Annotated in this window: 19 protein-coding genes; 12 read left to right on the top strand and 7 right to left on the bottom strand. The window is 36.4% G+C overall.

The features are described 5' to 3' along the window. The first annotated feature begins 217 nt into the window (after window positions 1-217). Window positions 218-1192, top strand: coding sequence for an NAD(P)H-quinone oxidoreductase (locus IV494_RS03010; protein WP_196078682.1), 975 nt, complete (start codon window positions 218-220; stop codon window positions 1190-1192). Between the two features lie 270 nt (window positions 1193-1462). Here IV494_RS03010 and IV494_RS03005 read toward each other — a convergent pair whose 3' ends face one another. Together IV494_RS03005 and IV494_RS03000 are read right to left on the bottom strand one after the other, a co-directional pair. Continuing rightward, on the bottom strand, window positions 1463-1780 hold the full coding sequence (locus IV494_RS03005; protein WP_196078681.1) for a hypothetical protein: 318 nt from the start codon (window positions 1778-1780) through the stop codon (window positions 1463-1465). A 246-nt stretch (window positions 1781-2026) separates the two neighbouring features. Beyond that, window positions 2027-2968 carry an alpha/beta hydrolase gene (locus IV494_RS03000; RefSeq protein ID WP_196078680.1) on the bottom strand — a complete coding sequence of 314 codons (942 nt, stop codon included), beginning with the start codon at window positions 2966-2968 and terminating at the stop codon, window positions 2027-2029. A gap of 625 nt (window positions 2969-3593) precedes the next feature. Between IV494_RS03000 and IV494_RS02995 the strand changes: the two genes are divergently transcribed. The 7 genes from IV494_RS02995 to IV494_RS02965 all read left to right on the top strand — a co-directional run bounded on the left by IV494_RS02995 (window position 3594) and on the right by IV494_RS02965 (window position 9054). Continuing rightward, entirely contained in the window at window positions 3594-4574 is a 981-nt protein-coding gene (locus tag IV494_RS02995; protein WP_196078679.1) for a dipeptidase, read from the top strand. Window positions 4575-4619: 45 nt separating this feature from the next. After that, on the top strand, window positions 4620-5522 hold the full coding sequence (locus tag IV494_RS02990) for a histone deacetylase family protein (RefSeq protein WP_196078678.1): 903 nt from the start codon (window positions 4620-4622) through the stop codon (window positions 5520-5522). 45 nt (window positions 5523-5567) lie between these two features. Next, the gene (locus IV494_RS02985; protein ID WP_196078677.1) at window positions 5568-6059 is read left to right on the top strand and encodes a nucleoside deaminase; all 492 of its coding nucleotides are present in this window, start codon (window positions 5568-5570) and stop codon (window positions 6057-6059) included. Window positions 6060-6185: 126 nt separating this feature from the next. After that, a complete protein-coding gene (locus tag IV494_RS02980; protein ID WP_196078676.1) occupies window positions 6186-6866 on the top strand; it encodes a hypothetical protein in 681 nt (226 codons plus the stop codon). Between the two features lie 73 nt (window positions 6867-6939). Next, entirely contained in the window at window positions 6940-7740 is an 801-nt protein-coding gene (locus IV494_RS02975; RefSeq protein ID WP_196078675.1) for a hypothetical protein, read from the top strand. Between the two features lie 119 nt (window positions 7741-7859). Continuing rightward, window positions 7860-8297: a phage tail protein gene (locus IV494_RS02970; protein ID WP_196078674.1), complete on the top strand. Its 438-nt coding sequence runs from the start codon at window positions 7860-7862 to the stop codon at window positions 8295-8297. 463 nt (window positions 8298-8760) lie between these two features. Continuing rightward, window positions 8761-9054 (top strand): hypothetical protein, encoded by a 294-nt coding sequence (locus tag IV494_RS02965; protein WP_039347526.1) that lies wholly within the window; start codon window positions 8761-8763, stop codon window positions 9052-9054. 57 nt (window positions 9055-9111) lie between these two features. Here IV494_RS02965 and IV494_RS02960 read toward each other — a convergent pair whose 3' ends face one another. Continuing rightward, complete coding sequence (locus IV494_RS02960) at window positions 9112-10884, bottom strand: aminopeptidase P family protein (protein ID WP_196078673.1); 1773 nt, start codon at window positions 10882-10884, stop codon at window positions 9112-9114. A 250-nt stretch (window positions 10885-11134) separates the two neighbouring features. On the opposite strand from IV494_RS02960, the gene IV494_RS02955 reads away from it, so the two are divergent. Continuing rightward, window positions 11135-12367, top strand: coding sequence for a porin family protein (locus IV494_RS02955; protein ID WP_196078672.1), 1233 nt, complete (start codon window positions 11135-11137; stop codon window positions 12365-12367). Between the two features lie 276 nt (window positions 12368-12643). Here IV494_RS02955 and IV494_RS02950 read toward each other — a convergent pair whose 3' ends face one another. After that, window positions 12644-14032, bottom strand: a complete 1389-nt coding sequence (locus IV494_RS02950; protein WP_196078671.1) for a tetratricopeptide repeat protein — start codon at window positions 14030-14032, stop codon at window positions 12644-12646. A gap of 30 nt (window positions 14033-14062) precedes the next feature. Then, window positions 14063-16711, bottom strand: coding sequence for a DNA gyrase subunit A (gyrA, locus tag IV494_RS02945; protein ID WP_196078670.1), 2649 nt, complete (start codon window positions 16709-16711; stop codon window positions 14063-14065). Between the two features lie 150 nt (window positions 16712-16861). On the opposite strand from gyrA, the gene IV494_RS02940 reads away from it, so the two are divergent. Beyond that, window positions 16862-17176 (top strand): DUF4286 family protein, encoded by a 315-nt coding sequence (locus tag IV494_RS02940; RefSeq protein WP_196078669.1) that lies wholly within the window; start codon window positions 16862-16864, stop codon window positions 17174-17176. 125 nt (window positions 17177-17301) lie between these two features. Here IV494_RS02940 and IV494_RS02935 read toward each other — a convergent pair whose 3' ends face one another. Together IV494_RS02935 and IV494_RS02930 are read right to left on the bottom strand one after the other, a co-directional pair. Continuing rightward, window positions 17302-17988, bottom strand: a complete 687-nt coding sequence (locus IV494_RS02935) for a Bax inhibitor-1/YccA family protein (protein WP_196078668.1) — start codon at window positions 17986-17988, stop codon at window positions 17302-17304. Window positions 17989-18023: 35 nt separating this feature from the next. Beyond that, window positions 18024-19058, bottom strand: coding sequence for an acyl-CoA reductase (locus IV494_RS02930; RefSeq protein WP_196078667.1), 1035 nt, complete (start codon window positions 19056-19058; stop codon window positions 18024-18026). 59 nt (window positions 19059-19117) lie between these two features. On the opposite strand from IV494_RS02930, the gene IV494_RS02925 reads away from it, so the two are divergent. Continuing rightward, entirely contained in the window at window positions 19118-19468 is a 351-nt protein-coding gene (locus IV494_RS02925) for a 4Fe-4S dicluster domain-containing protein (RefSeq protein ID WP_039347551.1), read from the top strand. Between the two features lie 97 nt (window positions 19469-19565). Beyond that, entirely contained in the window at window positions 19566-20630 is a 1065-nt protein-coding gene (serC, locus tag IV494_RS02920; protein WP_196078666.1) for a 3-phosphoserine/phosphohydroxythreonine transaminase, read from the top strand. The last annotated feature ends 2 nt before the right edge of the window (window positions 20631-20632 follow it).

The raw sequence follows: 20632 nt of genomic DNA, 5'->3' as shown, positions 1-20632 counted from the left end.
AACAATTACGGTTCTTTCAAACTTGCATTCTATTAAATCACGAAATTAAAAATCTTTGATTTTCAGAACTTATGTGCACTTTTAAAAGTATTATTTTTCTTAAACCAATGTCGCTTAAAATAGTTTTTTATTAACTTTAAACAGTGTAGTGCACAATAAAACTTTTGTGACTTTTGTGGTTAAAAAAAATCACACCTACTCCATCTAAAACAAAAATATGAAAGCAATCCATATCACAAAATCCGGTGGACCGGAAGTTTTACAATTATTGGAAACTCCAAAACCAATACCGGCAGAAAACCAGGTTCTTATTAAAGTAAAAGCTGCCGGAGTCAATCGCAGCGATATTATCACGCGAAAAAATACCGACACTTACGGCAAAAGTTCGCCGACCACATTAATTCCCGGCTTAGAAGTTTCTGGCGAAATAACAGAAATCGGTTCCGCCGTAACCGATAAAAAAGTCGGTGATAAAGTCTGCGCGCTTATTGCAGACGGCGGTTATGCCGAATACGTGGCGGTCGACAGTTCTCACTGTCTTCCTATCCCGGAAGGAATTAGTTTAACCGACGCTGCGGCAATTCCAGAAACGGTTTTTACGGTTTGGTTCAACGTCTTTCATTTGGGCAAACTTCAACCTTGTGAAAAATTACTCATCCACGGCGGAACCAGCGGCATCGGAACGATGGGTTTGCAAATGGCAAAAGCGTGGGGCTGCAAAACCTACACCACCGCCGGAAGTGAAGACAAGATCGATTTCCTCCAAAAAATGGGCGTTGACAAAGTCATCAACTACAAAAAAGATGCTTTCGAAGAAGTTTGGAAAGACGAGAAAATTGACGTTATTTTAGACATGGTCGGTGGAGATTACACCCAAAAGAATCTCGAGATCCTGAATAAAAAAGGCCGACTTTGTTACATCAACGGTATGAAAAGCATGGACGTGAATATTAATTTACGCACCATTATGGCGAAGAATCTCACGGTGACGGGAAGCTTTCTAAAACCCCAAACCGCCGACGTAAAAACCCAGATCGGTAAAGACGTCGAAAAAAATATCTGGCCGATGTTCCATTCAAAGCAGATTCATCCAATAATCTACAAAACTTTCCCCCTCGCAGAAGCCGCCGAAGCACATCGCCTTATGGAAAGCAGCGAACATATTGGGAAGATTTTATTGACAATAGATTGATGGGTTGATGTGATGATGAGTTAATGTGCTGATTTGAAGATGAGATTCTTCACTGCATTTCGTTTTGCTACATTTCGTTCTGAATGAAAAAATCGTTTTCTAAAAAATAAAATTGTTTTTGGAAGCGACCCAGGAAACGGAGCAGTTAAGAAAATTGGAATTTGAGCCGTTAAGAAACTTCCGGTGTTCGAAGAGCGGCAATAATTTTTTATCAAAGAAATAATTTTCTTTCCGCTCAAGTTCGGAAGTTTTAGGATCAGATTTCAATTTTTAGGTGAGTTTCCAGTCTTGATTTTTTGGTTCTTTTTTATCAAGAAAAAAGAATGAAGAATAAATATCAATTTGAGAATGAGCTAATGTGGTAATTTGAAAATTTGCTAATTTGAAGGTGAGATTCTTCACTGCATTTCGCTTTGCTGCATTTCGTTCTGAATGACAAAATCCTTTTATAAAAAGTAAACTCGTATTTGCAGGTGACCCAGGAAACGGAGCCGTTAAGAAAATTGGAATTTGAGCCGTTAAGAAACTTCCGGTGTTCGAAGAGCGGCAATAATTTTTTATCAAAGAAATAATTTTCTTTCCGCTCAAGTTCGGAAGTTTTAGGATCAGATTTTAATTTTTAGGTGAGTTTCCAGTCTTGATTTTTTGTTTCTTTTTTATCAAGAAAGAAAATTTAGAAAAGAAAATTTTTTTAAAAACAATATCGAGATTAAAATTTCCACTGCGTTCTACTCAGAGTGGCCATCTCAAGCAATTCAGAAAATTTTTACGTTGAAAATTTATTTTTGAGATTCTACCTTTCGCTTTCCTTCAAACATAATCAATACAGATCAACTACTTTTTTACTTCCGTCACCGACTTAAAAAACCTTTCCACAGCATACATCGCCAATTGTCCGCCGGGACCATTTAAATTGTACTCAAAACCATGGGTTCCCCAAGGAATGGTCAGCAAATAATTTTTTACTTTATGTTTTTTCAGTTCATTTCTCATGGCAACACTTTGTACATGCCAAACATGAGCATCATTAACTCCGTGTGCAAGAAGCGTCGGCGGCGAATTTGTAGTAACATGAAACAGGGGCGACTCTGCATGATATCTTTCGGGAACTTCTTCAGGAGTGCCACCTAAAAAGTCGCGTTCCACTTTTCTGGAATCCATGATCCAGGGATTGTCAGGATTTTTATAGCTCCACGGCATATTGATGGCGCCATAAAAAGCAGCAATTCCTTTTACGCCATTTTCATGTCCGGTGTAACCCATCGTCAAAATAATCGAAGCTCCGGCTGATCTACCCATCATCACAAAATTGGTGGTATCAATTTTTAATTCGGTCGAATGTTTTCGAAGCCATTTAAAAGCAGAATGCAGATCTTCCTGTTGCGCCGGACTGGGAAATTTTGGTGCTAAACGGTACTCGATGGTCGCAACCTGATAACCGGCATTCGCAAAATAATTATTGGCCGCGGCGATTTCGCTGTTATTTCCCTGCTTCCAGGAACCGCCATGAACCACAATTAAACAGGGACGAACACCCGGAATTGCAGAAGGCGTAAAGTTTAAAGTCAAATCCACGCCGCCATTTTTTGAATAATGATAGGTTTTGAAGGGAATATCTTTTGCGCCATTTCCAGTAAACATTTGAATAAAACTAAAAGGTTTTTTCTGATGAAACCCAGTCATGTCAGAATCTTTCACTCCAAATGATTTTTCCAGATCTTCCGGTAAATGATTTCCAACATTATAAGCGCGAATGATTGGAGAGGTTAAAATCATAAATGTTATTACACCGATTATTAAAGAAACGGTACGAAACTTTTTTGAATACCAAGTCCATATCAATAATACCAAAGAAAAAAGCATGAATATCCAGGGAAATTCGGGGACCGCGATGCCGACATACCAAACGTAATGGCTCGGAACCGGAAAGAAATTAACAAGGGAAAGGATGAACAAAATGAGGATGAGGATAAATCGTACCAATGTTTTATTTTTAGGAAGATACGATAAATGTGAAAATGCAGATTCAATTTTCCTTATTTAACGGGAATTATCTGCATTAAAAAATTTTTTAAGCGTGAGTAACATGATATAAAAATTATTTTTTGTTCTTTTGTCTTGAAACTAAAAAACAAAAATTTAAAGACTCGAAACTCACCTAAAAATTGAAATTAAATTCTAAAACTCCCATTATTTATCTCGTCATCGAGACGAGATTTGAGCGGATAGAACGTTATTTCTACGATTAAAGATTTTTGCCGCTCTTCGAACAATGGAATTTTGCCTCACCATTTATTATCGTTTTATTTGTTTTGGCGAACCTCCGTTGTCGGTTTTTTAACGAATTAATTTAAAATTTTCTTAACGGCTAAGTTTCCTAAGTCATCAATATAAAAATATCATGAAAAAACCAGTTATCGATCTTCATTGTGATCTACTTAGTTATTTAACCCGTCCAAATTCTTCCATTTATAACACGGAAGATATGGGTTGTGCGGTGCCTTTTTTGAAAGAGGGAAATGTGAAACTGCAGATCATGGCGATTTTTGCGCCTGTAGAAACTAACAGCCATGAATTTGGTTTGAAGCAAAGTGAAATTTTCAAAAATCTAAATGAAGAAGAAAATGAACTGTACCGTTTTGAACAACAGCATTTAGAAACTTTCCAGACAAATGAAAACATTGGAATGCTGGCTTCTGTAGAAAGTGGTTCGGCTTTTTGTGATGAAACCATGCCGCTAAAAGAAGGTTTTGCAAATCTGGAAAGAATTATTGACAATGTTGGTTCAATCATGTACATCAGTTTTACGCATCATGCTGAAAACAGATTTGGGGGCGGTAACTACTCCACTGCAGGCCTTAAAAATGACGGAAAAGCTTTGATCGATTATTTACACAACAGAAAGATCGCAATCGATTTTTCCCACACGAGCGACGCTTTGGCTTACGATATTCTGGAGTATATTACCAAAGAAAATATCAACGTTCCCATTATTGCGAGTCATTCCAATTACCGTCCTGTTTTTGATCATCCGAGAAACTTACCCGACGATATTGCGAAAGAGATCATTCACAGAAAAGGATTGATCGGACTAAATTTTGTGCGTGCTTTCGTGAATCCGGAAAAAGTGGAAGCTTTAGAAGAACACGTTGCGCACGGACTTAGTTTGGTTGCAGAAGACGCAATATGTTATGGCGCTGATTATTTCTTCACAAAAGACAATCCAGACAAATCAAGAATTCCCTTTTATTTTAAGGAACATGGAAATGCAGGTTGCTATCCGGAAATTAATAAGGTCTTCGAAAAACAATTTGGCGCTGAACAAGCCAGTAAGATCAGCAGTGAAAATGCATTAAGTTTTCTGGAAAGACTTTGGAAATAATTGATAGCACGTACCAAATTTAAATAAACTAACACGTTCAAATTAATGCTGCCGATCGCTTTTCATCCCATTTACAAACATCCTTTGCCGGAAGGTCATAAATTTCCGATGTTGAAATATGAATTACTTCCACAACAATTACTGCTGGAAGGAATTGCAGAGGAAAGTGATTTTTTCTCTCCAGAACCTGCTGATCTGAAATACATTTACGCAGTTCACGAAAAAGAATATGTCAACCAATTATTAAATTTGTCCCTGAATCCAAAAGCTGTACGTAAGATCGGGTTTCCATTATCGGCAGAACTTATTGAAAGGGAATTGAGGATCGCACAAGGCACGATTAAAGGTTGTGAAAAAGCTTTGCAAAACGGCGTCGCATTTAATATTGCTGGTGGAACTCATCATGCTTTTACGGATCGTGGCGAAGGTTTTTGCATGTTGAACGATCAGGCAATTGGCGCAAATTATTTATTGGAAAATAAACTGGCTTCTAAAATTTTGATCATTGATCTCGATGTTCATCAGGGAAATGGAACCGCAGAGATCTTCCAAAATAATCCCCGGGTTTTTACTTTTTCTGTTCATGGAAAAACGAATTATCCATTTAAAAAGGAAACTTCTGATCTGGATATTCCATTGCTTACGGGAACTGGAGATGAGGAATATTTACGCATCATTAGTGAAATTGTGCCGAAATTAATCAACCAGGAAAAACCTGATTTTATCTTTTACCTGAGTGGTGTCGATATTTTGCAGACTGATAAACTGGGAAATCTAAATGTCTCTTTGGAAGGTTGTAAAAGACGCGATGAAATTGTTTTTTCGAACTGCAAAAAATTTGAAATCCCAGTGCAGTGCAGCATGGGCGGTGGTTATTCTCCGGAAATCAAAACAATTATTAATGCACATACGAACACTTATCGCGTTGCTGCTGATCTTTATTCTTAGTCAGATCAATTTCAAAGGATGTCGATAAACTCTTAAATCATAAAAATGAAAAATACTATTAAATCAACCGACGAAAAATATCTGAGAAGATGTTTGGAACTGGCAAGAGAAGCAGTGGAAGCAGGAGATGAAGCTTTCGGTTCTGTTTTGGTCAATGAAGATGAGAAAATTATCGCGGAAGCTCGAAACCGTGTGAATGAAAAAACGATTCTGGCGCATCCCGAAATTGATCTTGCGTATTGGGCAGCAGAAAATTTGTCTGAAGAAGAAAGAGCAAAAACAACAATGTACACGACGGGTGAACACTGTCCGATGTGTTCGGCAGCACATGGTTGGGTTGGAATTGGAACTTTGGTTTATTTGAGTTCTGCGAAACAACTGGGGGAATGGCAAAAGAAATTTAATCTTGCAGCCGCTCCAATTAACTTTTTACCGGTGGAAGATATCATTAAAAACGTAGAAGTCCGCGGTCCGGCGGAGGATGATTTATTGGAAGAAATCAAAAAACTGCATGAACTGAACTGGAAGAAAAATTAAAATGATGATCCGATTTAAACTTTACAAAAACCAGATCTCTATAAAGTCAGGAATTGCTCACCAGAATTTTTAGTTGTTGATCATTTATAAATCATTTTAATTTTAGCTTTAAATATTAAAAAGGTTATGCTTAAAAAATTATTCTATTTCAGCGTCTTTCTATCAATGATGAGTTGTCAAAAAGACAACCCGATTTTGGAAACGAAAAATACGATGTCTTCTGAAAAAACAACCGAACGTGCTTCTAAAGTTAAAGAAATAGTCGTCCCAGAAAAAATAATAGTTTATCAATCGAAATTTTTAGCAATTGAGAATGTGTTGGTGAATGATCACAAAATCATATTAGCTCAACAGGAATTCACGAATCTTTATCCAAAATTTGATTCTGTGCGAACTACATTACGTGAATGTGGTCATCCTTTAGAATGGTTAGATGAAAAATGGATGATTAAAACCTACGGTGAAAAGGACGAAAATGTCGGAACTTTCGCCAGATTCGATGGGAAAATCACCAGATTCAGCAGTAGAGGTATAGATTTCGACAGCAATAATCATCTGGTGATTTTCGACTCTGGAAAAGCGAAAGGAAATACGTTTCAAATTATTTCTAATCAGATCAAACTGGATGAAAACACCACCATTTCTGAATTCAAAAAATTATTTCCTAAAATAGAAATGGAAGAAACCGATGAAAAAAATAAGGTGCGTTTTAGATTAAATGTTGCTGAAAAATTAGATGAGGCATTTTTATTTTATTTTAAAGATGGAAAGTTAGAATACTACACTTTATGGTGGTTATTGTGCTAAAAATTAAATTCAGTTTAAATCTTCTGAGACATTTCGCTGTAAAGAAAATTTACTTTAAAAAAGCAAACGATTTATGAAAAAAATAGTGCTAATTAATTTGATCTTGCTTTCTATTGTTGGTTGTACAGATCAGGTTACAGAAAAAAGTGCCATTAAGGAAAATATTTCAAAACCTGCGATTCGTGAAAAAACTGCTGTTAAAGAAGCCGAAATATTTCACAAATTTGAGAAATCCACTTATGATCGAACTGATTTAAAAGAAAGGCTCGAAAATCATAAAACAGCACTCGCTTCTCTTTCAGACCGTGGAATTTTTAAAGCGATCAGCGGTCCTTTGATGAAGGAACTTTCTACCCAACATCACCGTTTTTTTTCAAAAAATCCACAATATGAACTTTTATCTTTTGCGAAAGGCGCTCTGACTTCGGCAGCAGAAAATGATCATGTTTTTATCGTCTTCGATAAGAAGCAATCCATCATTAAATTTCTGATCTATCAAACGAGTAAAGATCTTTATCGCGAACTCTACCGAACGGTGAAAGTTGAAAATGGTTTGGAAGATGCAGGCTGTAACTACAGTACTTTTGGAACGCTGGATTATCAAATGGGTGAAGAAATCATTGAGCAGAAAGAATTTTTAGAAAAAAATGTGGGTCAGTTTCTTTTAGCAGGACCGATTATTTTAAACGGTTTGAAAGCAGATGAAAATTTCGCACCTGATCATGGCTGTTTTTCAAAAGGAATGAACATCGCAAAAAAAGTGAACCTTATCGCAATCCCGACCAGTCAAGTCTACAGTAACTGGGAATGTTTAACCTACCAAAGCGCTTCTGATACTTTTCTACTATTCTACGGACAGGCCTTTGCGGACTGAGTAATTTCAAATATATTTAAATTTAAAGAAATTCCTGCCTCTATCTATTCATGCGTTTTTAATTCAAAGGTTAACTCACAGAAAACGAGTACCTTTAGCTTTAATAAAAACAAAATACCATGACACAACCAGTTATCAGTCAGTATCATTTCTTAGCAGAATGGGGCGGATCCAGAATCGATTTTCTCGAAATTTCAGGTTTAGACATTTTCGTGGATGTCGTACCCATGCGAGGCGGAAGTTCTCCAGAAGAGATTGAAACGAAAATTCCCGGATTAACGAGATATAACGATATTATTTTGAAAAGAGCAGTACAAGTTGGGGATAATGAATTTTATGATTGGATCAAAACCCGAAGTTTTGGAAACATTGAGAGAAGAGATATCACTATTTCTCTACTCAATGAACAACATGAACCTGTCATTTCGTGGAGAGTTAAAAACTGTTTTCCTTCGCAATATATTGGTCCAGTGCTGATCAGTAATGATTCTGAGCTTGCCACGGAAACGCTCGTGTTAACACATGAAGGTTTTTCAGTGGAACATTTAAAAAGGTAATAACAATGATCCTATTCCTAAAATATTGAGGTGATCTCTTTGCGTGCGGGACAGCAATGGAAATTCTTTTTGTTTGTACGAACGCGAATTAGAGGCGCCAAAATACCGAAGTTGTACTTTTTTAAATGAGCAGTTTTTTCGGTATATTCTTTTAGTTAAAATCTTCGGAAGAGAAATTTCCCTGACTTTTAGCCGCGATTGAAACGGCATCCTTTTTATTTTCGGCAAGCGCCGGAAAGGAAAAGATATAGTGGAAAGCGGGTGAGATCTTCTTGAAATCTAAAAATTTGTTGCTCCTCAAAACTTTACATTTTTTTAAACTTTTCGTTTCTATATTGACATTTCTTAAATGTTTGATGCTGATCTTTATTGATTTTTAAACTAAATAATGGAATTAACAAAATTTTAATAATGAAGTGGCATTATAATTGAACAAATCATGAAACTAAACAAAAAAAGCCTTATGAAAAAATTAATTGTTTTATCAGCATTTTTAGTAGGTCTGGTTTTCACGCAAGCGCAGGAAGCTAAACCGAAACAGAAAGATGAAGTACAAAAAACAGCTACGGTGCCGCAAACGATCAACAATGTGGTGAATCCGAAACACAAGAAACACAACGGGTACAAGATCAAGAAAAAAACGAGAAGGGGTAAAAAGTACGTAAAGAAAGTAAATACGGAAAATCACACTACGACCATTAAAACCAAAAATTCTGGTGAAATGGATAAAAATGTAAAAACGGTTCCGACAAAATAAGCCTCGGATCTTCACATAAAAAAAGTGCAACTGTAATCGGTTGCACTTTTTATTGTTTTAAATCGGTTTTACCAGGTCTAAAAACCAAACTTTCACGTCGCCTTCCAAATCATTTTCTAATTTTTCTTTGCACCAGTTATGGTATTTATTGAGCCAGTTTTTTTCGGGCTCTGTAAGTAATTCGGTTGCGAGAACGTTTCGGTCGAACGGACAAACTGTTAAAGTTTCAAAATCATAAAAGGTTCCGAAATCTGTTGTTTCTAATTCGCGCACTGCGAACAAGTTTTCGTGACGAATTCCGTAATGGTTTTCGTAATAAAAACCAGGCTCGTTTGACAGAACCATTCCGGGAATAAGTTCCTGCATGTTCATGTCTTTTCTAATGTTTTGCGGACCTTCATGCACGTTCATAAAACTTCCGACACCGTGACCAGTTCCGTGGTTATAATCTTTTCCTTCCATCCAGAGTGCCATTCTTGCAAAAGCATCGAGTTGAACGCCACGAGTTCCCTTTGGAAATTTCACCATCGAAAGTTGAATCATCCCTTTGAAAGCCAATGTACAGTTGTGTTTGAATTCTTCAGAGGCAGTACCAAGCGCAAAAGTTCGTGTAATATCCGTTGTCCCTTCTAAATATTGACCGCCGGAATCTACGAGAATGGTTTCCGCATTGGTGACGTCTTTGCAGTCGTCTTCTTTTGCAGAATAATGCATGATGGCGCCGTTTTCTTTGTACCCAACGATGCTGCCAAAGCTTTCACCAACAAAGTTTTTACCTTCTGCCCGAAAACCTCTTAATTTTTCACCGATAGAAAACTCAGTCATTGGTTCTTTTCCGGCTTGATGAGTGAGCCAGTAAAGGAATTTAACCATGGCTACTCCATCTCGCTGCATCACGGTTCTGAAACCTTCGATCTCTGTTTTATTTTTAATGGCTTTCATTAAATTTCCGGGAACAGCGGCTTTAATGAAAGTATTATTGTCTTTTAAAGCTTCAAAAATTGACTGGTTGCTATTCGGTGAAATCAGGATTTTTTCGCCCTTGATTTCTAATAAATCGTTATAGAATTTGTCGTAAGGAAGCATTTTCACACAAGCCTCGTCCATTTGTTTTCTGGCATCAACTTCTAATTTATCTAAGTCAACGTAGAGTTTTGCTTCATTTTTGGTTAAAATAATATATCCTAAAAATACGGGATTTGACTGAACGTCGCTTCCTCTTAAATTCAAAGTCCAGGCAACATCGTCTAAACTGGAAATGATATGAACGGATGCGCCGATCTCTTCCATTTTATTACGGATGTCGACCAATTTATCGGTGACGGATTTCCCGGCTCTTTCTACAGGATGAACGAAAACAGGATTTTTTTGCGCGTTTGAATTTCTGTCGGTCCAGATCTCTTTTAATAAAGGCAGATCGACCAGTTTGTTTCCTTTTGCAGAAAGTTTTTCATTTAACATTTCCCAGTTTGCATGGGAAGTTGCGATGCCGTTCACGGCAACAGTACCATTTTGTGGGATTTCAGAATTGATCCAGTCCACATAATTCGGCGTTCCGTCCATTCCGTCTTTGAAAAGATCGATTCCGGAACCATTTAATTCTATTGGCGCCTGAACAAAATATCTTCCGTCGGTCCATAGTCCGCCCTTATTTTTGGTGATCACCACGAATCCAGCTGAGCCTGAAAAACCCGAAAGCCAGGTTCTTTCCTGCCATTCTGCGGGTAAATATTCGCTCATGTGAGGATCTGCAGAATAAATAATAAAAGCATCGATATTATTTTCTGACATTTTCTGGCGCAGCGCCACTATTTTTTCTGATGAGGTCATAAGTTCTAAATTTGACGTCAATTTACGAAGAATTTAAGGGTTTAGAAAAAGATGGGTCTTAAAGTTTTACTAAAAATAAAATACCGGTCGGGAATGAAAAATTTTCCAATTAAAGCGGAGAAGATTAACAATCATTATTATAAAATTTAAAGGAACCTCTTTTATCAATTTTTCCTCTAGCATTAGCACTTTTTGTTTGGGAAATTCAAAATTAAATGTATATTTAGAAAATATAAATAAATAAATCTTTATGAAAAAAACTCTCCTAATTTTTGCAATTTTTTCATCTTATCTGACTTTTGCCCAGATCAATTTTGAGAAAGCTTATTTTATTAATAATGCTGATAATCGTGTAGAATGTTTTATTAAAAATGTGGACTGGAAAAATAATCCAACCACCTTCGAATATAAAACTGCTGAAAATGCTGACATTAAAATAGCTACTATCAAAGAGGTTAAGCTTTTTGAAATTCCCGATCATGTGAAATACGTGCGAGAAGACGTAAAAATCGACCGGTCCGGAAAAGAGATCAGGCAACTTACTACCGATCCTAACTTTTCATTCAAAGAGGAACAACTTTTCTTAAAAGAGATCGTAGCCGGAGACGCAATACTTTATCAGTATAACGATATCAATTTAATCCGTTTTTTTTATACAAAGAATAATCAACCGATCAAACAGTTAGAATACAAACTTTATATAAGCCGACAAGGTGAAAAGGAAGTTGAAGCCATTTCTTATAATACGAACTATAAAGAACAACTGAAAGATGATTTGGTTTGCTCTTCGATCACCAAAAGCGAGATTGAAAGGACTGATTATAATGCAAAAAGTTTATCTGCACTTTTCTATAAATTTAATCAGTGCAGCAATCCAGAGAATTCACAGGTAGTTACGAAAACGAAAAAAGGAAACATCAATATAAACATTCGTCCGAGGGTTAACTTTTCTTCATTAAAATTAGCCAATCCATTTCTGCAGACAAGTTTCGAAGTAAAAAGCGCAGTGACCGCCGGGATTGGACTCGAAGCTGAGTTCGTATTTCCTTTTAATAAAAATAAATGGTCGATTATTTTTGAACCAACTTATCAATCGTACAAATCAGAGCAGGAAACGGATGCGGGCTTTTTGATTGGCGGAAGACTTAAGACGAAAGTTGACTATAAATCGGTAGAACTCCCAATTGGAGTGAGACATTATATGTTCCTTGATGATCACTCTATACTGTTCGTTAATGTACAGGCTGTTTTCGATTTGAACCTTAATTCAACCATTGATTTTTCTCGAAATGACGATTCGCCGTTTAGCAGTTTAAAACTAAAATCGAGCCCGAACGTAGCTGTGGGTGCGGGTTATAATTATAATAGAAAATACGCTGTAGAAGCCCGGTATAATTTTAAAAGGAATATTACCAGTGAAACTGATTTTTGGGCATCAGATTACACCACATTTTCTTTAATATTGAGTTACAATTTATTTTAAAATCAGATCGTTTTGAAATCTAGATTTTCAGATTAATCAAACTAAAACTAATAAGAAATACACCAATCGTCGTTGGTGTATTTTTTTTGTCCCTGACGAAAAGAGGCCGCTCCTTTTCAAATTTTTAATTTGGCAGCAAGTTAAATTTCAGAAAAATTGTATCTAATAATGAGTAAAGTCAGCTGAATATAAACAATTTGACAACACTTTAATTCAAAAAAAAGTATATCGAAAATGAATTCGATATACTTTGTTTTAATCTATTTATGGTAGATCTTATTTCTGAGATGCAGCCATTTCTGCTTCTTTCTTTTTGAATTCCTGAAACTTTGCGTCGTTTTTAGCAGACAGGTATAGACCTTTGAGCAATTTCACAACGTCGATATTATTCGCATCGTTTTGATACCATTTTTCGGCGTAAGGTAAAGTTGCAGCTAATCTAGCTCTTCTTCCTTCGATAATTTTATTTGCTACATCAGCTTTTCCTGCTTTTTTGGCTGCATTATAATCATCGATTGTTTTTGCATCATCACCCATTGTAATGTAGGTAAGATTTTGCCAAGCTTGAACCATGTCAGGTTTGATCTCTACCGCTTTTTTGTAAGAAGCGATGGCGTCTGCCTCGGTTGCCGGATTTTTACTTTCCAAAACACCTAAATTATACCAGGCATTGGCATCGTTTGGATTTTTTTTAGTTTGAGTTTTAAGGTTTCCAATAAACTCATCCATTTTGCCGGATTTAAAATAAGCCGTTCCCTGCAATTCTGTCAATTTTGCACTGGTAGGAAATTTTTCAAGACCTTTTTTGATTAAAGCTAAAGCTTCGTCGTTTTTTCCAGCTTCGATCAATAACGCTGCGTTGGTTTCGTAGATCTCGTTTTCTATACTTTTGGAAGTTTCTACTTTAAAATCAGTGAACTCAGAAGTTGCACCCATTTTTTTATAAAGATCCCAAGAAGTTTTGTCTAATGGTTCTACTTCTCCAGTTTTTTTACTTGTTGCGTTATAAGTGGTACGAACTCCTGTATAACCTGAATTGATCAAATCGTTGTAAACTTTGATCGCATCTTCTTTGTTACCAGCAAGTGCGTAATTTAAACCAGAGTAATAAAGAAACTGTTTGTTATCTTCACCTCCTGCTCTTAACAGATCATATACTTCTTTAAATTTAGGAGCTGCAACCGAATAATTTTTCGCGTTGTAGGACTCCATTGCAGATTTGTTGGCAGTTTCGATCAAAGGATTAATTGTCCCAGCTAATTTACCTGCTAAAGTTACGGTGTAAGATTCTTCTTTTAAACCTTGAATTCCAGATTTGTCAGCTTCTTCTTTTCCTACGAAATAAACTTTGTTTTTAGAGCTGTCTTTTCCGGAGTAAATTTTAGATTTCCCCAGTTCGCTCAATTTCGCCAGGTAAGATGCACCTTCTGCATTTTTACCACCTTTCAAAAGAGAAAGTCCTTTTGCATAATAATATTGCTCTAAAACAGAAGGTTCCAACGAAGTTGTTTTTCCTCCCATTGAAGCTTCTGCAGCTGATATTTGTGCAGTTGCCGTCGCAGTATCTCCTGCATCAATGGCCTTGACCGCTGCTGCGATTTCTTTTTTTTGTGCAAATGCAAAAGTCATAGAAACTAAAGCGATGCTTAAAAATATTTTTTTCATTATATTTAATATTAAAAAATTGATTGCTATTTAATCTTCGGAATCAGATTTACCTTCTTCCCCTTTTTCTTTTTCCTCTTCCTCTTCTATCTTTTTCAATTCCTTTTCATCGCCAATGTTGCTGATCGCATTATCGCCCGTTTGTTCAGAATCACTAAATTCAACAAGATTACTGTCTACTTCTCCCGGTAATGCTTCAGAATCTTCTTCGATGATCTCTTCTACATCTTTATCCATTTCAACTTTTGCGATGGCAGCGATCTCATCATTCTTCTTCAAATTAATTACTTTCACACCTTGAGTATTTCTACCCATTACGCGCATTTCATCCATTCCCATTCTGATGGCGACACCTGATTTATTAATGATCATTAAACCATCATCATCGGTTACCATTTGAATTGCGATCAGATTTCCTGTTTTTTCTGTAATGTTTAAAGTGATAACTCCTTTTCCACCACGGTTGGTAATTCTGTAATCTTCAACAGCTGTTCTTTTACCGTAACCACGCTCAGAAACTACCAAAACGGTTTCATTCTGCACATCGTTCACAACTATCATACCAATAACTTCGTCGCCTTCCGCCAAGGTAATACCACGAACTCCGATGGAACCACGTCCCACTGCTCTGGCTTTCTCTTCAGGGAAACGGATACATTTACCGTCTTTGGTCGCGATCATGATCTCAGAATTTCCGTCTGTTAATCTTGCGCCCAAAAGTTGGTCATTATCTCTAATTTCAATGGCATTTACTCCATTAACTCTTGGTCTTGAATACGCTTCTAAAGATGTTTTCTTGATGGTTCCGTTTTTCGTGATCATCACTACATTCATCTGATTGATATATTCCTGATCCTTTAAATCATTGGTTCTGATGTAAGCTTTAATTTTATCATCAGGTTCAATGTTTATCAGATTTTGAACGGCTCTACCTTTGGATATTTTCGATCCTTCCGGAATTTCAAATACTCTTAACCAGAAACATTTTCCTTTTTCGGTAAAGAAGAGCATATATTGGTGATTGGTTGCTGCTACAATATATTCTAAGAAATCTTCATCTCTTGTTGTTGCAGCGCGGTTACCAACTCCACCTCTACTTTGAACTTTATATTCTGAAAGAGAAGTCCTTTTAATATAACCTGCATGAGAAATCGTCAAAACAACTTTTTCATCCGGAATTAGATCTTCGATGGACATTTCGCCACCGGAATAATCGATTTCCGTTCTTCTTTCGTCGCCGTACTTTTCTCTCATATCTAAAAGTTCGTCTTTGATGATCTGATATCTTCTAGGCTCATTTGCCAAAATGTCTTCCAAATCATTGATCAAAGCCATGATCTCGTCATATTCTGCACGAATTTTGTCGAGTTCCATTCCCGTCAATCTCGCCAAACGAAGATCCAGAACTGCTTGTGCCTGAATGTCTGAAAGTTCAAACTCACTCATCAAACCATCCTTAGCTTCCGCAGGATTTGAACTGTGACGGATAATCGCGATCGCTTTATCCAAAGCATCCTGCGTTCCGATCACTTTCATGAAACCTTCCAGGATATGCGCTCTTTCTCTTGCTTTTCTTAAGTCATATTTTGTTCTGCGAACAACTACTTCATGTCTGTGTTCAACAAAATGAAGAATGAGATCCTTAACATTTAACTGAACAGGACGACCTTTAACCAAGGCAATATTATTAACACTGAATGAAGTTTGTAATGCTGTATATTTATAAAGCATGTTTAAAACCACATTTGGTATCGCATCATTTTTTAGTTCGTAAACAATCCGCATTCCCTGTCTGTCAGATTCATCGCGGATCTCATAAATCCCCGTTATTTTTTCATCCTTAACCAATTCTGCAGTACGCGCGATCATTTCCGCTTTATTTACCTGATATGGAATCTCGGTAACGATAATTGCATTTCTGTTGTGTACTTCTTCAAAACCTACTTTTGCACGCAAAACGATTCGACCACGTCCAGTATGTAAAGCATCGCGAACACCATCATATCCATAAATAATTCCACCAGTTGGGAAATCGGGCGCGATAATGTGTTTCATTAATTCATCGATCGTTATTTCGCGATCATCGATATAGGCACAAATTCCATCAATAACTTCCGTTAAATTATGAGGAGCCATATTTGTCGCCATACCTACTGCAATCCCAGAAGTTCCATTAACCAAAAGGTTTGGAATTTTCGTTGGCATCACGCTAGGTTCTGTCATAGAATCATCAAAGTTGTTCTGAAATTCAACGGTATCTTTATCTAGATCTGCTAAAATCTCATCTGAAATCTTTTTTAATCTTGCTTCGGTGTAACGCATTGCTGCAGGTGGATCACCATCCATTGAACCAAAGTTACCCTGCCCGTCAACTAATGGATAACGCAAACTCCAGGGTTGCGCCATTCTCACCATCGCATCATAAACGGAGGAATCCCCGTGTGGGTGATATTTACCAAGAACATCCCCAACAATTCTGGCTGACTTTAAATGTTTTCTGTTTGAAAAAACGTTGAGTCCGTACATACCGTAAAGAACTCTTCTGTGGACCGGCTTCAAGCCATCTCTTACATCGGGTAACGCTCTGGAAACAATTACCGACATCGAATAATCGATATAAGAGGATTTCATTTCATCAACAATGTTGATAGGAATTAACCTTTCTCCTTCTGTATGCATATATCTTTTTTAATAAAATGAAAATCAAGCAGTTATAAATAGTCTTGAAAGTTCATGAATTTCTGATTTTAATAACGTGCTAATTTACGAAAAATTTACCGATTTTTGCCTCTCAATTCAGTATCAAAATCATAAAAAAAGTTAAAAATAATGAGCGTTTTAAGCCTTACTTTCCATACGACCGAAAACATATCCAAAGATTGGGAAAACTACATTGAAAAAGATCTTCATCAAATGGTAGAGAATTTAATTGATGTCGAAAAATACATTCTCTCTGAAGTGGAAAGCGAAATGATCAGCGAAGGAAATAATACCAATTTGCTTTTAGTTTTCGATAATGAAGAAAAGCGTCAGGATTTTATTGAAATTGAATTGATCAATATCACAGACAGAATTGAAGGTGCATTTGGAGAAAATGTAATGATTTTTCAAACGATGTTGAATCCCAAGAATTCGAGGTTTTAGAAAGTGATTGATATATGAGAGTAATCATATTTCACAAAAAAGATGTTTTATGACACAAAAACCCAAATTCAACATTTGGGTTTTATATTTATATCTAAAAATTTCGAAACTATTAAAATTTAAGACTAACCTCTTCTCGACATTAAAATTCTTAAAATATACCAGAACAGCAACATTACAGAAGAAAATAAAAGCAGCGATGCGCCAACATATTGATCCGTTGAATACGTATCTTTTAATTTACTTGTTTGATATAAAATACTTGCACTTGCTAAAATGACCATTCCTACCGAAAACCAAAGTCCTAAATTGAAACCAAAAATAGCACCCGCAACAATCAATCCTAAAGCGATAAATCCACCTACTACGATCGCTGTTCGCAGAAAAGAAAAATCTTTATTCGTCATGAAAACAACTGCAGTTAATCCTGCAAAAAGCGCTAACGTGATCATTCCGGCCTGTTGAATAATTTCAATACCGGAATAACTCGCTGCGATGTAAATAAGCGGTAAAAAGATAACCGCTTCCAACAAGACATAAAATCCTAAACCTGCATATTGTACCGATCTGCTCTGTGACAACGTCCATTTTTCGGAGACATAAGAGCCGAGCCAGAATAAGCCTAAAATTCCGAGCCAAATAAATCGACCTCCTAACATTTTAAGAATTAATTCTTCCGGTACAACTTTGAGTAGAAGACTTTCGACAACGATAAATGCCAAAATTGCCATTGCAACATGGGTGTATGTTTTTTTGTAAAATTCTGCTCTTTCAGATTCGGCGGCGTGGGAAATAATTACAGATGAATTCATTTTTATAAATTTAATAAGCGAATATAGAAAAAAATTTAAATTACACTCAAAAATTCTAAAGTATTTACATTATCAGCAAAACAATTAAGGTCGGGATTTTGAGCTTCTCCTAAGCCAATAGAATCTAAGCCAAGTTCCGGTTTTGCCACAATCGCCTGAATGTCCTTTTCATTTTCCTGAATGAAATTTTTGACTTCATCCAAGTTTTTATAGCGCGTAAAATTCAAAACAGAAAGTGGGGAAAATAATGCTTCATCTTCCTTCAACATCACAAAATTATTATCCCAAAAACGCTCTTGATTCAGTAGATAAATCGCGCGATTGTATTCGTAATTATTCGCGTATTTATTATGATTAATCACTTCTTTAAAATTTAAGAAATTCTCAAATAAAGCATCAATTACAAAATCTTCCGGAATAAAAAGGCGCGTTACGTTTCTGCAGCCTAAACCATAATAGCGGAAAATATCTTCTGCTAAAAGTTGTAATTCAGCTTCTGTTTCGTCTCCTTTTAAAACTGCGATCGACGTCCTATTTTTGCGGATGATACTTAAATGATCTTTAAAATAATATTCCAGATATCTCGCGGTATTATTGCTACCTGTTGCAATTACTGCATCAAAATCGGTCAATCTTTCTACAAATTCATATTGAATATTTCCTTCAGAAAACTCCTTCCATTTATTCAGTAAAAAAGGCAAAATTGTCCGATCTTTAGAAGATAATTTAATTAATGCAATATTTTGACTTAAGATCACAGAAATTATATCATGAAAGCCGACCATCGGAATGTTTCCAGCCAAAATCAATCCTACTTTTTTCGGACTATTTGAAGGTTTATAATTTGAAAGCCAGTCCTTTAAATTTTCCTCTGTCAGCAAATCAGCCCATTGATTTAAGGCAAATCTTTGGCTCTCCTGCGTAAACCAGGAATTTTCAATTTCCGATTTTCGTAACAATGCAGCAAATTGTCCATCATTTTCATTAAAATTTTCAGGTTTCGTTTCTAAGAAACTCTTAATATAAAAACTCAGTTGACTAAGTCCTGAAATCTGTTTTTCTCTGTTCATTATATAGGAATTTGGCGGAATTTTAGTAATTTTGTACAAATCTAAAAAATAAAGTAGCAATGGCTATCAGAATAACAGACGAATGTATAAATTGTGGTGCTTGTGAACCAGAATGTCCGAATAATGCGATTTATGAAGGTGCAGTAGATTGGAAAGCTTCCGATGGTACTGCGCTGAAAGGAAAAGTCGTTATGAAATCGGGTTTGATGATCGATGCAGATGCACCCCAGGAACCAGTAAGCGACGATGTTTATTTCATCGTAACCGATAAATGTACGGAATGTATGGGTTTCCATGAAGAACCGCAATGTGCTGCAGTTTGCCCGGTAGACTGCTGTATCCCGGACGAAGATCATGTAGAATCTGAGGAGAGCTTGCTCCAGAAAAAAGCATTTTTACACGGAGAATAAAAATTCTGCTCACTTATTGTGGGCATTTTTTTTATAGACCTTCTACTATTTAATGTCAAGTGAAAATCTAATTAAAAGAATTTATAAAACTTAAAAAATGAGCAAGAAACACAACTTTAGCGCCGGTCCCTGTATTCTGCCGCAGGAGGTTTTCGAAAAATCTGCCGCAGCAATCTTAGATTTCAACGGGATTGGTCTTTCTCTTCTCGAGATTTCTCACCGAAGCAAAGATTTCGTTCCCGTGATGGATGAAGCCAGAGCGATAGTAAAAAGATTGATGAAATTGGGCGATGATTACGAGGTGATCTATGTTGGTGGTGGTGCGAGTTTACAGTTTTTAATGGTGCCTTTTAATTTAATGAAAAGCGAAAATGGAAAAGCCGCTTATGTGAATACCGGAACTTGGGCAGCAGGAGCAATTAAAGAAGCCAAAAAGTTAGGAACAGTTGATGTTGTAGGTTCTTCGAAAGAGGAAAACTATTCCTTTATTCCAAAAGGTTATAAAATTGGAAATGAATATGATTATTTTCACTGTACTTCCAACAACACCATTTACGGAACGCAGATGAGATCTTTCCCGGAAGTCGATACTTTGATGGTTTGCGATATGAGTTCGGATATTTTTTCCCGCGTGATCGATTTCTCAAAATTTGATATTATTTACGCTGGAGCTCAGAAAAATATGGGACCAGCCGGAGTTACAATGGTTGTAGTTAAGAAAAGTGTTTTAGGAAAAACAGGAAGAGATATTCCTTCTTACCTTGATTATTCTTTGCATATCGCAAAAGATTCTATGTTCAATACACCGCCGGTTTTCCCGGTTTATGCAACGCTTCTTACCTTGCAGCATTTAGAAAATAATGGCGGAATTGAAGCTGCCGAAAATAGAAATGAGGCCAAAGCGAAATTATTATATGATGAGATCGATCGCAATCCTTTATTTGAAACTTTTTGTGTGAAAGAGGATCGATCTTTAATGAATGCCTGTTTCAAATTATTAGATGACAGTAAAAAAGACGAATTTGATGCTGCCTGGAAAGCTGCCGGGATCAATGGATTAAATGGTCACAGAAGTATTGGAGGGTACAGAGCAAGTATGTACAATGCTTTACCGATCGAAAGTGTTCAGGTTTTGGTAGACGTAATGAAAAATATTAACTAACA

It is taken from the genome of Kaistella gelatinilytica, assembly GCF_015679325.1.
Classification (GTDB): Bacteria; Bacteroidota; Bacteroidia; order Flavobacteriales; family Weeksellaceae; genus Kaistella; species Kaistella gelatinilytica.
This window is presented reverse-complemented; position numbering and strand designations above follow the sequence as displayed.

What these genes read in the sequence shown, in the direction of transcription:
- IV494_RS03010 (WP_196078682.1), top strand. Translation starts at nt 218, where the DNA reads ATGAAAGCAATCCATATCACAAAATCCGGTGGACCGGAAGTTTTACAA.
- IV494_RS03000 (WP_196078680.1), bottom strand. Translation starts at nt 2,968, where the DNA reads ATGATTTTAACCTCTCCAATCATTCGCGCTTATAATGTTGGAAATCAT.
- IV494_RS02995 (WP_196078679.1), top strand. Translation starts at nt 3,594, where the DNA reads ATGAAAAAACCAGTTATCGATCTTCATTGTGATCTACTTAGTTATTTA.
- IV494_RS02990 (WP_196078678.1), top strand. Translation starts at nt 4,620, where the DNA reads ATGCTGCCGATCGCTTTTCATCCCATTTACAAACATCCTTTGCCGGAA.
- IV494_RS02985 (WP_196078677.1), top strand. Translation starts at nt 5,568, where the DNA reads ATGAAAAATACTATTAAATCAACCGACGAAAAATATCTGAGAAGATGT.
- IV494_RS02980 (WP_196078676.1), top strand. Translation starts at nt 6,186, where the DNA reads ATGCTTAAAAAATTATTCTATTTCAGCGTCTTTCTATCAATGATGAGT.
- IV494_RS02975 (WP_196078675.1), top strand. Translation starts at nt 6,940, where the DNA reads ATGAAAAAAATAGTGCTAATTAATTTGATCTTGCTTTCTATTGTTGGT.
- IV494_RS02970 (WP_196078674.1), top strand. Translation starts at nt 7,860, where the DNA reads ATGACACAACCAGTTATCAGTCAGTATCATTTCTTAGCAGAATGGGGC.
- IV494_RS02965 (WP_039347526.1), top strand. Translation starts at nt 8,761, where the DNA reads ATGAAAAAATTAATTGTTTTATCAGCATTTTTAGTAGGTCTGGTTTTC.
- IV494_RS02960 (WP_196078673.1), bottom strand. Translation starts at nt 10,884, where the DNA reads ATGACCTCATCAGAAAAAATAGTGGCGCTGCGCCAGAAAATGTCAGAA.
- IV494_RS02955 (WP_196078672.1), top strand. Translation starts at nt 11,135, where the DNA reads ATGAAAAAAACTCTCCTAATTTTTGCAATTTTTTCATCTTATCTGACT.
- IV494_RS02950 (WP_196078671.1), bottom strand. Translation starts at nt 14,032, where the DNA reads ATGAAAAAAATATTTTTAAGCATCGCTTTAGTTTCTATGACTTTTGCA.
- gyrA (WP_196078670.1), bottom strand. Translation starts at nt 16,711, where the DNA reads ATGCATACAGAAGGAGAAAGGTTAATTCCTATCAACATTGTTGATGAA.
- IV494_RS02940 (WP_196078669.1), top strand. Translation starts at nt 16,862, where the DNA reads ATGAGCGTTTTAAGCCTTACTTTCCATACGACCGAAAACATATCCAAA.
- IV494_RS02935 (WP_196078668.1), bottom strand. Translation starts at nt 17,988, where the DNA reads ATGAATTCATCTGTAATTATTTCCCACGCCGCCGAATCTGAAAGAGCA.
- IV494_RS02930 (WP_196078667.1), bottom strand. Translation starts at nt 19,058, where the DNA reads ATGAACAGAGAAAAACAGATTTCAGGACTTAGTCAACTGAGTTTTTAT.
- IV494_RS02925 (WP_039347551.1), top strand. Translation starts at nt 19,118, where the DNA reads ATGGCTATCAGAATAACAGACGAATGTATAAATTGTGGTGCTTGTGAA.
- serC (WP_196078666.1), top strand. Translation starts at nt 19,566, where the DNA reads ATGAGCAAGAAACACAACTTTAGCGCCGGTCCCTGTATTCTGCCGCAG.